This is a genomic window from Pseudoalteromonas sp. L23 (assembly GCF_021728455.1).
Lineage (GTDB): Bacteria > Pseudomonadota > Gammaproteobacteria > Enterobacterales > Alteromonadaceae > Pseudoalteromonas.
Genome location: NZ_JAKKCW010000023.1, coordinates 1 through 14,898, shown reverse-complemented (window position 1 = coordinate 14,898; position 14,898 = coordinate 1). Strand labels below are relative to the sequence as shown.

Sequence of the window (14,898 nt, the reverse complement as noted above, 5' to 3'; positions counted from 1 at the left end):
CATATGCGAGGCTGACATGGATTTAATTAACTTTCGCGTCGGGAAAAAAACAATATCACTGCAAATCCTCGATATTCTATTAACTGAACGCTACGAAGAAAATTTAACGGATTTACCCAATGACAACCCCAGCTTCTTGGGCGTCAAAGATTACATGGGCGTACCGACCCCTATTTTTGATTTAGGGATCATATTGAACAAACGCTCTTCCTATGAGACCAATCAAGAATTGGTCAGCATGCTACAGCAGCGAGAGCAAGATCATAAAGAATGGCTTGTCGCACTCGAAGCAAGCATTTTTAACGATGTCCCCTTCACTAAAGCCAAAGATCCAAAGCAATGTGCTTTTGGACAGTGGTATTACGGCTTCAAAACTGAAAATGACGATCTTAAAGCACTACTGAGTCGCTTCGAAGAACCACATGCAAAACTACATTCATTAGCGGATAAACTATTAGTGATGTGCGCACAGGGACATAAACAAGAAGCCATAGATACTCTCGCTCGTGAAAAGAGCACCACTTTTAATAAACTCATACGATTGTTTGAATCAGCCCGTGATCAGATCATGCTTGACCATAAACCTATCATCGTCTTTACCACTCAAGATGGCCAAAGTCCGCATATCGGTTTGCTTGTCGATAAGGTAGAAGATAACGTTCACTGTGACGAAAGCGATATTAAATCACTACAGGAAATGACCAGTATTGGTTTTGAAATCGATGCGCAAACCAAAAAGTTGATGAAGGGTTTGGTCAAGATGGGAAAACGTCACAGCGTATTGATTGACCCTAGCGCCATTTTCCGCCCAGAACATTTACAAAATTATGAGCCAGAAGAAACAGAAGAGTACGGCTTGTTTTAGATTCAGCAAATGGAGCACAAAAAAACGCCGCAAAATTGCGGCGTTTTTTGTATTCTAAGTAGCCTGCTTCGAGATAACTTGTTATCCCAAGCTCAGGTTACTTAGCTTGGCGGCTAGCGCGTTTACGCTCGCTTTCAGTCAGTAATTTCTTACGAATACGGATGCTTTCAGGCGTTACTTCTACTAGCTCGTCGTCATCGATGAACTCAAGCGCTTGCTCTAAAGACATAACAACAGGTGGCACAAGGTTTTGTGCTTCATCAGTACCAGATGCACGTACGTTTGTTAACTGCTTACCTTTAAGCGCGTTTACCGTTAGGTCGTTATCACGGCTGTGAATACCAATAACCATACCTTCGTACACTTCAACACCGTGACCAATAAATAGGCGACCACGCTCTTGTAGGTTGAATAGTGCGTTTGTTAGCGCTTTACCTGCTGCGTTAGCGATTAGTACACCATTTTTACGCTGACCGATGTTACCGCCTTTGTGTGGGCCGTAATGTGAGAACGTGTGGTACATCAAACCAGAGCCAGATGTTAACGTCATAAATTCAGTTTGGAATCCGATTAGACCACGCGCAGGCATCATGAAGTCCATGCGTACACGACCTTTGCCGTCAGGAGACATGTCAGTCATTTCCGCTTTACGCAGACCAAGCTGTTCCATGATAGAGCCTTGGTGTTCTTCTTGACAGTCAATAGTCACTGTTTCGTACGGTTCTTCCAGCTGACCATCAACATGGCGCAAGATTACTTCTGGACGAGATACTGCAATCTCGTAGCCTTCACGACGCATGTTCTCGATAAGAATACCTAAGTGAAGTTCACCACGACCAGATACACGGAAGCTATCTGGGTTATCTGTTTCTTCAACACGTAGTGCAACGTTGTGCACAAGCTCAGCTTCTAGACGCTCAAGAATGTTACGTGAGGTTACGTATTTACCTTCTTGGCCTGAGAATGGAGACGTGTTCACAGAGAAAGTCATTGTTACTGTTGGTTCATCAACAGACAATGGTGGTAGTGCTTCGACATTATTCTGACAACAGATAGTGTCAGAGATTTTCAGCTCACCAAGACCTGTAATTGCGATAATATCACCAGCCGTTGCTTGCTCAACTTCGTGACGGTCAAGGCCTAAATAACCAAGTACCTGGCCAACTTTACCATTACGTGTCTTACCATCAGCACCGACAATAGTCACTTGTTGGTTAGGTTTAACTGAACCACGCTTGATACGACCAACACCGATAACACCAACATATGAGTTGTAATCAAGCTGAGAAATTTGCATCTGGAACGGACCTTCAGGATCCGCGTTAGGCGCTTCAACTTCGTCTACGATAGCTTGGAACATTGGTTCCATGTTGTCAGACGGTTCATCAAGATCAAGTGTTGCCCAACCGTTGATTGCTGATGCGTAGATCACTTTAAAATCTAGCTGTTCGTCAGTTGCACCTAAGTTATCGAATAGGTCAAAAACTTGGTCCATTACCCAATCAGGACGAGCGCCCGGCTTGTCGATTTTGTTGATTACAACAATTGGCTTAAGACCCTGAGCAAACGCCTTTTGCGTTACGAAACGCGTTTGTGGCATCGGACCTTCTTGCGCGTCAACTAGTAGTAATACTGAGTCAGCCATCGAAAGAACACGTTCTACTTCACCACCGAAGTCGGCGTGTCCTGGAGTATCTACGATATTGATACGGTAGTCGTTCCACTTGATTGCGGTATTTTTTGCAAGGATGGTGATACCACGCTCTCTTTCAAGATCGTTTGAGTCCATCACTCGCTCTTCATTACCACCGCGCTGCTGTAGTGTACCTGATTGCTCAAGTAGCTTGTCTACAAGCGTTGTTTTACCGTGGTCTACGTGCGCGATAATCGCGATATTTCTTAACTTTTCGATGCTCATATTATTACTCAGTGAAGTTGGCCCTCAGTGATCCTAGTCGATCTACGCAAAAATGCGCGTTGAGATTGCCCGATTGAGAATTAAAGGTCGCGTATTATCTACTATTAATGTGACAGATGAAAGTTTATCCAACATTTTTTTCAATAATCCTCATCAGAAACTCATAAATCAATGGCAGAGTATCGGATCACCGCAGTCTAAGCGCAGTCACAGTCCATTTATGGTCTTTTATCGTCCGATAATGGACTAAATGATTGCAGTAAAAATGTAAATTCTATATTTATCAAAAAGATAAATTCTGGCATACGCGTTGCTGACCTTGTTCTATTTGAGTGACATGTCTGTTACAGAATACAGACGGATATCGTGAGCGGATTTGGGGTAAAAATGGTAATACATTCTATTAAAATGGCCTGGCAAAGACTTCAATGCCACATTAGTTATGCGTTAACAATCACGCTCACTCTAGCAATGACGCTAGGCGCATTGGTATCAATGTATAATCTAAATTATCAACTTCTCGCAGCTCCACTTCCCTATCCTGATTCTGAACGCCTAATGCTAATGCGTGGTGAACTAGTTGATGACCATAATGAGGTGAAACAGAGCAACTTTATTCCTCATGCGGGGAGTTTAGAGGCATATAACAAACAAACACAATTCTCTGATATCGAAATCATGGCCATTCAGAATATTAGTATTGATGTTGAACAAAGTTTACCGAGCAGTCCTACATTTAACATCGGTGCTATTACCCCTGAGTTTATGCCATTACTCAATGCGCCACTGGCATTGGGGCGCTACTTTAGTGCTGATGAAGGGGTCGGTAGTCAGCAACCCGTTGCAATCGTTTCATACCAAGTATGGAAGCGTTACTTCGGTGGTAACCCTGATATTTTAGATAAAACGCTCGTATTCAAAGGCGTTAGTTTTAAAATAGTAGGTGTTACTGATAAGCAATTTATTGAACCCGTATTATCAACACCCAACTGGTATACTGATGTATGGATTAGCTATGACTACAATGATTCACCAGCTCCGACATGGCAAAGGAATAATATCCAGACATATCAATTGCTAAAGTTACATGATGTGCAACATGCACGTCGCGCAAAGCTGTCTCTTGAAAACTGGCTCAACGAACAACTACAACAACAAACTGCTGGTGAACAAGCATTTGCCAACAGTAAAGTACATCTCAAATTTATCCCCGTTAAACATCGTATTATCGGTGAAGCATCGCAAGTGAGTATTATGATGTTGTTAGGGAGCCTTGTATTGCTGTTAATAGCATTGAGTAATATTTGTAGTTTAGTGCTATCACGTGCAGCAGAGCAACAAAAGAGCTTTGCTATTCAGGCCGCTTTGGGTGCAAAACCAAATCACCTATTTTTGCATATTGCAATAGAGCTAGGACTGCTGTTTATAACAGCCGCAGCATTGTCGCTGTTCATTGCCGAAGGGATCATCGAGCTGCTAAAGTCAGGAGTAGCTGGCCCATTAGCACGCCTACAAGAACTCAATCTAGAGATGCATACTATTGCATTTGCCTTCTTAGTCAGTATTACGGTGTGCTTACTCCTTTCTTGGATAGTAAGCCGGCAACTTAACTACCGCCATATTGTTCAGCAACTGCAAAGTAGTGGTAAAGGAACCAGCGTTCAAATCTCCGCAACGACTCGCACTTTACTAATCTCGTTTCAGTTATTTATCTGTCTTTCACTCCTCACTATTTGCATTGGGATATTCCAAACAAGCTGGCAAAACTTACAACGTGATACAGGGATTAGGGAACAAAATACCTATCAAGTCGCGCTTAACTTAGGCACTCTATTAGAACAAATGAGTCGGGAAGAGCGTCAACAATTACTCCTATCTGCCGTTGACTCATTGGCGAAGCTACCCCACGTCGCAACAGCTGGTATTGGGGGTTACCCGCCAATTTCCTACTGGTTGCCTGGTTTTTCTGACCGCCAGATGCAACTTGAACCGGGAATAGAAAAGAATGCTTTTGAGTATCAACGCACGACTGGTACGTCAACTTACTTCGACACCTTTGGTGCTAAACTTACCAGTGGGAGATCCTTTACCATGAAAGAAGCCATTAATAGTGATCCTGTCGTTATTGTAAATCAAACACTCGCTAAACGACTGAAAGAACAGGGACAAGTACTAGGTGCAAAATTATACCCACGTAATAGTCATGAGAGTTTAGAAGTGGTGGGTGTCGTTGATGATATCTATCTTCCTAAACAGCTGCACATCGCGAGAGTTTTTACACCAGCAATACCGACAGGTTACCCTTTCATTTTAATTCAAACCAAGCCTCACTCTACAATTAGCAGAGCGGAAATCAATCAAGTATTAACACGTATTCACCCTCAGATGCGCGTTTACAACTTCCAATCTACAACTGAGCTTCTAGCGGCACATTTACAGCAAGAACGTGTAATCAGTATCTTCACCTTAACACTTTCTGTGATTGCACTTGCACTCGCTGCGCTTGGTATCTATGGTGTATGTAAATACAATATGGCATTACGACGCTTTGAGCTAGGTGTCAGAATGTCATTAGGCGCAACACCTATTGCCATATTTTCACTCGTGTTAAAGGATAATTTACGACCTATTCTAGCTGCCGTATGCACCTCAATCTTGGTATTATTGAGTATTTCGATGCTTCAGGATACGCTTGTACCTGTTACAATAAATAGCGCTATCCATTGGTTAGTTTCTTTCACTTTAGTCGTTATTCTAGTCGTTGGTGTTGCGCTACTATCCTTAAAAAGTATTATTACCCGCCCAGCATTACACTCGCTTCGCGGAGAGTAATGCTGCTGTTGATGGTATGATAATAATAAATCAAGGAAGCTTGCTGTGAGCGTTAAACCACTAATATTGCTAGTAGAAGATAATAGAGAAGTTAGGTTGGCCGCACGATTTGTATTAGAAGATTTAGGCTTAGCTGTCGAGGAAGTTGAAAATCCAGTACAAGCACTGACTTTTCTAGCACAGAATAAGCCTAAGTTAATCTTGCTCGATATGAACTTTGAACTAGATTCAACATCGGGGCAGGAGGGTTTAAAGTTTTTAAGACAGCAGCAGCAGCTTGGCAATACGACACCTATTGTAGCAATGACAGCCTGGTCACATACAGAGCTTGTTGTGCAAGCTATGCAATTAGGCGCTGCTGATTTCTTAGAAAAGCCATGGAAAAATCAACGTTTCGAACAAGTAATCCGGTATCAGCTACAGCTCAGTGATTTAACTAATAAAAATCAAGGGCTTCAGCACGCGCTAGCTGGAGATGCTAAACCCGTACTTTGGCGTAGTAAAACAATGAAGCAGCTCATGGAGCAGCTTGAAGTGATGGCCCCTACTGATGCTAATATTCTACTGACTGGGGAAAATGGTGTAGGTAAGAGCCTTATAGCCCAGTGGATCCATCAGCACTCACACCGTTCAACGCATCCGTTTATTTCTGTCAATATGGCGACAATCCCAGAGCAACTCTTTGAGAGCGAGCTTTTTGGACATACAAAAGGTGCATTTACGGATGCTAAATCAGACCGTGCAGGACGATTTAAACTCGCGAATCTTGGTACTTTGTTTTTAGATGAGATTGGTACCCTGCCTCTAGCGCAACAAAGCAAGTTACTTCGGGTATTAGAATCCAGAGAATATGAACCTGTTGGCTCAAGCACTACTGAAGTGGCTAATGTAAGGCTAATTAGTGCCACTAATGCAAAGCTTGAACAGCTAATATCACAAGCTGAGTTTCGCCAAGATCTCTTCTATAGAATCAATACTTTTACCATAGAAATTCCTCCATTGAGAACGCGGCCTGAGGATATAGAATTATTGGCAGAGCATTTTATAAAAACCCACGGTAACCGATACGGGAAAAATGAATGTAGCCTCACTCCCGCAGCACTCAATCAATTAAAACTTTATGACTGGCCAGGAAATACTAGAGAGCTGGGGCACTTACTAGAGCGAGCAGTTCTATTAGCTCAAACAGATGAAATAGGGCCGGAGCAATTACATATGAGCACACCATCGCAGCTTACACAAAATCATTCAGAAGCATTACCTCTGATCACATTAGAACAAGCGGAACAACAATTAATCACACAAGCTTTGAATAATACGGCAGGAAATAAACAACAAGCGGCTGAATTACTGGGTATTACTAAACAAGCACTCTACCGACGCCTTGAGAAATATGAGCTTAACTAAAGAACCGTTAGCTCGGTATTTTGTAGTAAAGTTTTTACTGCTGGTAGTACTTGAAATTGTAGGCATTTGCGTTTTGAGTTGGCACTTAGACGTGCACATTTCGGCATCCATAACTTTATATTCACTACTAATAATTGTCATTTTTATTCTGTGTCAAGGCTTGCTGGTAAGACAGCTCTACAATCGTTGTAAATTGTCTTTTGAACGCTGCGGTTATCAAGTCGAAGCATGGTTAAAACGTGATTTTAGCCTAAGAGCTAAGCCCACATTTTCTTCGGGTGTTGTCGCGCAATTGCACAACCAACTGAATGCGCTCTCTGACATGTTGCAAAGTGAAAAAACGGATGAAGATGTCCAATCGTTTTTGGTCGCTGAGCTTATCAGTGTGTTGAATACCCCCATACTGATCTTTGATCAACGCATGCAACTTTGTTTTGGCAATGAAGAGTGCTACCAATTATTCCAAAAACCATGGCAAACTTTACGCTATAGTCGCCCTGAATCGCTTGGGCTAAGTAATACGCCACAGTGGCACTTTGTTGACCTTGGACTCAACAAGCGCTGGCAAGTTAGACACAGTACATTTACAAACCAAGAACACACTTATCATCTCGTTATTTGTATAGATATACAACATGCATTGCGAAATCAAGAGCTACAGGCTTGGCAACGCTTGATTCGTGTCATTAGCCATGAAATACGTAACTCACTTACACCAGTAACTGCCTTATTAGAAAGGTTGCAAACACGCATCAACGATCCTAGAGATAGCCAAGCTTTCGATATTGTCTTAGAGCGCTGTTTTCACTTACAGGACTTTATTCAAAAGTACACACAATTAAACCAACCAATAACAGTGACGATCCAGCGCCTATCGGGCACTGATCTCATAAAAATGGTACAAGGTATGTTTCCGGACCAACAGTGGCAAGTAGAGCTTTCTCCCGTTTACTTTCACGTTGATCCAACCCTGTTTAAACAAGTGATTATTAATATTGTTAAAAATGCCATAGAAGCTAGCCCGAGAGACTCAAAAATAACACTTCGGTTGTATACCACCAACAATACCGCTGTTTTTGAAGTTTTAGATGAAGGAAGCGGTGTAGCTAATAGCGATAACCTTTTTGTTCCATTTTATTCTACAAAACAAAAGGGCGAAGGTATCGGGCTCTATATCAGTCGTTACTTCGTTGAGCATATGTCCGGATCCATCAGCTTAACCAACCGCTCTGATAGGCCTGGAGCTCTTTGCCAAGTGCTCATTCCAGTACCACTTAGTTAATCTAAACATCGGAAAATTAGGGTCTGTTGGCCTTTCAAGGTTAAATTTGCAGCAGCCTGTGTGGTATTTAGGCAAGACTGAGCCTATGTAGTGTGGTTGTTCCCCATAAATAAGCGATAACGCAGTATGGAGGTCAAGGCAGAAAAACAGTTATGCCATGCCTCATTTCATAATAAATAGCGCCATTCTTGTTCCACAAATTGCTGGTCCGATTTACTCATCCGCATAGTCCAGAACCGGACTTTACTTATCCAAATAAAAATAAAACAACAAACAAAACAACAAGATACAAGTGGCACACTGTTTGCTTACATCAAGTTATCAATCCGATAAAAAAGGCAACTAAAGGTGGATGTAATAAAAAAGAAACAAGCTAAGCCATTACGTAAACTGTTTATACTCATAAGCATTCCTGTGGTACTTGTATCTATTTGGTTCATGATAGGGAAACTTTCAGATCAGACCAGTACTAAGCTTGAAAGGCATTCAATTATCATTGGCAATGTACAGCGCGGTAACCTTGACGTTGAAGTGACAGGCTATGGTGTACTTCGCTCAAATAAGCAAAAACTAATTACCGCACAAGACCCCGCAACAGTAAATGAAATATTAGTGCGCCCCGGCGGTGAAGTACTACCTGACACCATTATTTTAAAGATGCAGGATCCAGACCTGACGCAGCAGCTAGCCAGCGCAGAAATGGAATTAAACAGACAAAAAGCCAACTTCCGCCGACAAAAACTCGCAAACCAACGAGAGCTTCTCATGGAAGCTGCGACGTTAGCGGAATTAAAAAGTGAGCATCAGTCTCTAGCTATGCGCCGCGAAGCACAGCAGGAGCTCAGAGATCAGGGAGTTGTACCTGCAATTGAGGTAAAAACCGCAGAACTTGAAGAAAGGCAGCTTGCTGAACGTGTAAAGTTACAACATCAGCGTATAGAGCAGTTAAAGTTACTGCATAAAGAAGACTTAACTATTTCACAGGAATTAATAAATCAAGCTAATTCCATTCTCGCACGACTTATAGAAAGAGAAGCTAAGCTCACCGTTCGCGCTGGAACTGAAGGTGTTTTACAACGATTGGCTGTAGAACTAGGACAAAGTGTTGTGGCTGGCCAAGAGCTAGCGCAAGTAGGTAGTAGCGCAGATCTTCAAGCACTTGTTCGTGTTTCACAATCTAAAGCCGAGCAAATACGAGTGGGTCAACCTGCGGTTGTAAACACTAGACGTGAGAAAGTGCAAGCAACTGTTACTAGGATCAGCCCTCAAGTACAGGAAGGGACAATCGAAGTCGAGCTCACCTTCAACGATGCCGTACCAGAATCTGCAAGACCAGAACTCAACGTGGACGCAACAATCATGACACATTCATTACAGGACGTGTTATACGTCGAGCGCCCTAGTAATACTCATCCCCACACCCAACAATCTATTTTCGTTTTAGATAGTGCAGGAGAGTATGCCAACTCAACATCTGTTTCATTCGGTATTGACGCTGGCAACTATATTCAAATAGAGGAAGGTATTGGCTTAGACCAACAAGTTATTCTCTCCGATACCACCTCTTTCAAAACAGCGCAGAAAATAAGAATAATTCAGTAATTTAATAGGATAACAAACTATGAAAGAAGCAATATTGAAAATGTCAGGCATCACTAAGGTGTTTAGCACAGAGGAAATGGAAACGCACGCGCTGAGAGGAATAGACCTCGAAATATATAAGGGTGATTTCGTCTCAATATGCGGTCCATCAGGTTGTGGTAAATCAACTCTCCTTTCCATATTGGGGTTACTAGATACGCCTACAGATGGAAGTTATCAGGTTGAGGGAATAGAAGTAAGTAAATTAAGCTTGAGTGAAGCTGCACATATACGGAACCAAAAGGTTGGCTTTATATTTCAATCATTTAATCTGATAGATGAACTGACCGTATTTGAAAATATTGCACTTCCATTGCGTTATCGCAAAGAGCCAATGACCGAGGTTGAGATCACACAAGCGGTTACCAGCTGCCTTACAAAAGTAGACATGGGCCATAGAGCTAGCCACCGCCCTAATCAACTTTCAGGCGGACAGCAACAACGTATTGCTATAGCCCGCGCTTTGGTTGGCAACCCTGCGTTACTGCTTGTAGATGAGCCGACTGGTAACCTTGACTCAAAGAACGGTGATGCCGTGATGGATATGCTCAAAGCGCTAAATTTAGAAGGCACCACATTGTGCATGGTTACGCATGATCCTAGGTATGCAGATATGGCAACACGAAAGCTGCACCTATTAGATGGCAAGATTTTAACTCCTCAAGAACAGAGCACTGAAAAGCATTCGGAGCCGTTGGCTAGCTAAATAACCATAAGAATACACAAGGAAGCTTAAAATGTACGAACCGCACTTCGAATTGCCAATTTTGCTCGTCACACAGCCGGTGAGGAGCTCAACATGTTGAAACAAGAGATCCAATCATGCTTATACTCTCTTAGCAAAGCAAAAATATTTACCCTTACTATAATTATAACTCTTGGAATTACTTTGGGCACGCTTATTGCCATGTTCAACTTAAACTTCCAGATTCTCGCAGCCCCCCTGCCATACCATGATAGTGAGAAATTATATGTCTCTAAGACAAACCACTACATAAAAGATAAAATTGAATTTGAAGACTACACCCCAATGCCAATTTTGGTCGAGGCGTATAAAAACGAAAAATCAGATCACATTCAAACTGCACTTTTTGCCTATGGTGAAGAAGTAATACGAAGCCGTGCCGATACCCCTCGGGTGAATGTTGCTTACACCACTCCAGAGTTTATGCCCCTTTTGGGTTTCAATTTCGAGCTTGGTCGTGGTTTTTCTGATGAAGAAGGTATCGATAGTATATCACCTGTAGCGGTGCTTTCTTACCACTCTTGGCAAACGTACTTTGGCGCAGATCCACAGGTTTTGGGAAAAACGTTCCAGATAGATCAAGTTAACTTCAGAATTATTGGCGTACTTTCAGAGAATACACCTGAGCCAGAGCTATATACTCCAGGCAGACTAACAAGTATTTGGCTTCCATGGGATTACCTTCCATCCTATCGACGAGATGCTCAGCAATGGGGATTGACAGGCCCAAACAGACACATTTTAACTAAAATTTTAGCGGATGAAGATATCGCGAAGCTGAATCACCAACTGACAAATAAATATAACGGGCGTTTTAAAGCAGAAACTGCAGGTCGTTCATTTTTTAATGATATGACTATCACTTTGGAGCTAAAACCATTAAAAGAAAAAATCCATGGCGACAGTGCATCAAGAACAATTTGGTTATTAGTTGGTGCATTTTGTTTGACGCTAATCGCTTGTGCCAATATCGCCAATTTAGTGCTCGCAAGAGCAGTAAATCAGCAGCGGACTATGTCCATAAAAGCGGCTTTAGGCGCTCAACGAAAACAGATCGTTCGAGGCATTTTTATTGAGCTTGCGACATTAACTCTCTTATCAGCAATTTTAGCATTGGGTGTATCGGAGCTGTGCTATTACCTATTAAAATTAATTGCAACAGACAGCTTACCTAGTGTTGCACGCTTAACAACTAATGTGCCGTCAGTCATATTTTGTTTAACTCTTTCAGCATTATTAGCTTGGCTAGGTGCTTGGCTTATCAGTGCCAAAATTAACTTCAGTAAACTAAACTCTCAAATACAAAGTAGTGGTAAAGGTACCAGCATCCAAGTGAAATCAAGTACCCGTTCAGCACTAATTTTCAGTCAGATCTTTCTTGCTAGTTTATTACTGATTTCTTGCTTTCAAATCTTTATAAACTCATGGTCATTGCTAAGCCAGGCTCCCAATTTCGTAAGTAAAGATCGTTACCAAGTGGAATTGAATCAGCTTTTCGAACCAAGGCCAAGTCGCGCTGAAAGAGATTCATATTATAGTACGAGAAGACAACAACTACTTGATATTGTAAGCGAGATAAGAGCCAACCCTAGAGTTGTATCTGCAAGCTTAACTACAGGTACGCCTGTCGAGTTTGGTATTAGTACTTTCTTAAGCCCAGACTCTGGGTTTGAGAATCAGTATTCTGTCTCTGGCAACTTAATTGATGAAGCGTATATACCAACGTTACAGTTAGACATTCTCCAAGGTCGCAATTTTACTCGAGAAGACGTGTATAATCGCTCTCCTTACCTCATTGTAAATAAAGAGTTTGCCAATAAGTTAAAGCCGGGTGGCGATGTAGTTGGTGAGCGTTATTACTGGTTAAATGGACGCCGTACAATTCAATATGAAATTATTGCCGTCACCGAAGATCTAAACCTACCGGAACAAAATAACTCAGCCAAAATGTGGGCTGTAGATAATATCGAGCGTTACGCTCCTTCTTTTATCATAGAAGTAGATTCAAACCAGCAGCTTACTCCCCAATTTATAAATAGTATTATCGCGAAGACCACACCCACGTGGCGAGTCTCGGATATTCAACCACTTGAATCACAATTAGCAAATTCTCTTGCGCTTCATTACATCGCTAGTTGGGCATCTCTAGCTTTGGCAATAGTGACACTTTCAATCGCCGTGATTGGTATATATGGCGTATTAAGTTATGGAATTAGCATGAGAAAATTTGAACTCGGGGTTCGTATGGCTATTGGAGCGTCACCACTTACTATTGTGAAAGGTGTGATCTTAGAGAACTTTAAGGTCATCATACTCGCGCTAATTGGAGCTGCAATCATAGTTTCAGGCGTTGCAGTGTGGATAACTTCAACCCGTTTCACATTCGCTCTTTCAACAACAGGATTAATATTACCAATAGTTACTATTATTGCAGTAACTGCGTTTACATCCACACTTGCTGTTTGGGGGATTATCAGAAGACCGGCAATTTATTCCCTACGAGATCAATAACTGCCCATCTAAGCACCCAGAACTCGGATTGAGAAACTATTATTCCGAGTTCTGCTTTCCCTCAATAAACATTCTAAAAAAGCTATTAATTAACACGCTACGAGATGTAATCCACCTAAGTGAATTTTAGCCAGAACGCAGAATTTGCAGTCAAGCAACTTATACGAAAATTGATGAATTAAGCGCAGTGTGATGGCCTCTCGCATCAATGCCATTGATTAGTATCTTTACCTTGCTGTTAGGCTAATTATGCTGTGCCAGTTTTAGCTTGTACAAGTGTTGATTACATTAAATAACCTGAGCTTGGGATAACAACTTGTTCTCTAGCAGCTGTTATCCCTTACTACTGCGTTAAATTTTCTTGCAATAGGCCAGCTTTTGACGCACAAATTTGCCTTGCATTTAAGAAATAACTTCTGGCTAGAGTGATATTACGCTTTTGAACTTAGTGATTTAGTGGATTAACTTACTTCTTACCCCGAGGTTAAATAAATGAACTTTTTTAAGCGTGGAGATATCGTATTTTCGTTCCAATTAGTTGGAGAATTAGCGTGATTGATGTTAGACCGATAAATAAAAATGGGCCCCATAACAGTATGGAGCCCAGCTCATTTCTACAACTGATTCATCTACGTCTAGTAGTTATTGAATACCGAGATAACGTAACAAGCCATGACTGACTTGCTCAACGTTAGGACTTTCCAGCATGGATTTATGACCTCCCGGTACCATTTCAACTGTTACAGGACCACTAAACCACTGCTTTGATAGCTCAATATAATTGCATGACTCGATCGATGAACCCTCCGCGAACATCATTAGCACCTCTTTGTCCCAGATCTGATCAGGGCTATATGAGAAAAACGCTTCCGACTGCCACTTAGCCAACCTATTCAACTTATTAACAAGCTCTGTATCTTTAAGTGATTGTGTCCACGTTGCTATATTTTCTAATCTAGAGTCCATATCCATCCTGTATGAACTCTGCGCAAAATAACTATCCAGCAAAACAAGCGATATTTGATTCTCAATACTGCCCATACACTCTGCAACCTCTTGGGCCAGAGCTCCACCATAAGAATGCCCAACTAAAACGATCTGTTTATTCTTAAACTGTGGCCTAATGCTGTCAAAGATATACTGTCCATGTGATTTGATCGTAGTAACTGACTCACAATCATCGAATACACCGGGATGGTGAATACTGATACATGGTACTCCGTGTGTATCAAGAGTCTGAGCGAAAGACCTAAAATCATTCGGTGTTGACAACACCCCAGGAATCGCAACAACCAAAAACTCAGACTTATCTTCACTTGCACTTTTGTTTAAAAATACTAAAGGCGAATTGTGATTACTATCTGCTATGTTTTTACTCTGAATTGCGTTGGCTTGCTCTCTCAGTGAGAGTGCAGTATACAAATCTGGAAAAGACACAGAAACAGCTAACTGAGCTTGGATCTGATTGCAAAGTTTTACCAATAACAACGAATGCCCACCCAGAGTAAAGAAGTTCGCCGTTGCACTGATATCAGCAGCTTTTATACCCAAAAGCTGTGCCCAAATACCAGCTAACTGTTGCTCAATATCACCTTCAGGGCTTACATATTCCCCTTGCAAACAACCCACATCTGCACTTGGCAATGCCCGTCTATCCACCTTGCCATTTGCCGTCAATGGCCATTCATCCACTGCAA

General features: G+C 41.8%; 9 protein-coding genes. 7 read left to right on the top strand and 2 right to left on the bottom strand.

All coding sequences use genetic code 11. The annotated features are described in order from the left end of the window. The first annotated feature begins 16 nt into the window (after positions 1-16). Positions 17-865, top strand: coding sequence for a CZB domain-containing protein (locus L3V43_RS22135; RefSeq protein ID WP_010607888.1), 849 nt, complete (start codon positions 17-19; stop codon positions 863-865). A 97-nt stretch (positions 866-962) separates the two neighbouring features. Here the strand turns inward: L3V43_RS22135 and typA are convergent, their stop codons facing one another. Then, positions 963-2,783, bottom strand: a complete 1,821-nt coding sequence (gene typA / locus L3V43_RS22130) for a translational GTPase TypA (protein WP_095728606.1) — start codon at positions 2,781-2,783, stop codon at positions 963-965. Positions 2,784-3,170: 387 nt separating this feature from the next. Between typA and L3V43_RS22125 the strand changes: the two genes are divergently transcribed. The 6 genes from L3V43_RS22125 (at position 3,171) to L3V43_RS22100 (ending at position 13,201) form a co-directional block, all read left to right on the top strand. Beyond that, complete coding sequence (locus tag L3V43_RS22125; RefSeq protein ID WP_227387609.1) at positions 3,171-5,615, top strand: ABC transporter permease; 2,445 nt, start codon at positions 3,171-3,173, stop codon at positions 5,613-5,615. Between the two features lie 45 nt (positions 5,616-5,660). Beyond that, entirely contained in the window at positions 5,661-7,022 is a 1,362-nt protein-coding gene (locus L3V43_RS22120; protein WP_102055873.1) for a sigma-54 dependent transcriptional regulator, read from the top strand. 193 nt (positions 7,023-7,215) lie between these two features. Then, the gene (locus tag L3V43_RS22115; RefSeq protein WP_227387611.1) at positions 7,216-8,304 is read left to right on the top strand and encodes an ATP-binding protein; all 1,089 of its coding nucleotides are present in this window, start codon (positions 7,216-7,218) and stop codon (positions 8,302-8,304) included. Positions 8,305-8,652: 348 nt separating this feature from the next. Continuing rightward, positions 8,653-9,906 carry an HlyD family efflux transporter periplasmic adaptor subunit gene (locus tag L3V43_RS22110; protein ID WP_102055872.1) on the top strand — a complete coding sequence of 418 codons (1,254 nt, stop codon included), beginning with the start codon at positions 8,653-8,655 and terminating at the stop codon, positions 9,904-9,906. A 19-nt stretch (positions 9,907-9,925) separates the two neighbouring features. After that, positions 9,926-10,651 carry an ABC transporter ATP-binding protein gene (locus L3V43_RS22105; RefSeq protein ID WP_010607883.1) on the top strand — a complete coding sequence of 242 codons (726 nt, stop codon included), beginning with the start codon at positions 9,926-9,928 and terminating at the stop codon, positions 10,649-10,651. A 93-nt stretch (positions 10,652-10,744) separates the two neighbouring features. Further along, the gene (locus L3V43_RS22100) at positions 10,745-13,201 is read left to right on the top strand and encodes an ABC transporter permease (protein ID WP_237117406.1); all 2,457 of its coding nucleotides are present in this window, start codon (positions 10,745-10,747) and stop codon (positions 13,199-13,201) included. Positions 13,202-13,843: 642 nt separating this feature from the next. On the opposite strand, the gene L3V43_RS22095 is transcribed toward L3V43_RS22100, so the two are convergent. After that, a partial coding sequence (locus L3V43_RS22095) for an alpha/beta fold hydrolase (protein ID WP_237117407.1) occupies positions 13,844-14,898 on the bottom strand: 1,055 nt, incomplete at its 5' end.

Coding starts and splice junctions, on each gene's coding strand:
- L3V43_RS22105 (WP_010607883.1), top strand. CDS start 9,926: ATGAAAGAAGCAATATTGAAAATGTCAGGCATCACTAAGGTGTTTAGC.
- typA (WP_095728606.1), bottom strand. CDS start 2,783: ATGAGCATCGAAAAGTTAAGAAATATCGCGATTATCGCGCACGTAGAC.
- L3V43_RS22100 (WP_237117406.1), top strand. CDS start 10,745: ATGTTGAAACAAGAGATCCAATCATGCTTATACTCTCTTAGCAAAGCA.
- L3V43_RS22125 (WP_227387609.1), top strand. CDS start 3,171: ATGGTAATACATTCTATTAAAATGGCCTGGCAAAGACTTCAATGCCAC.
- L3V43_RS22135 (WP_010607888.1), top strand. CDS start 17: ATGGATTTAATTAACTTTCGCGTCGGGAAAAAAACAATATCACTGCAA.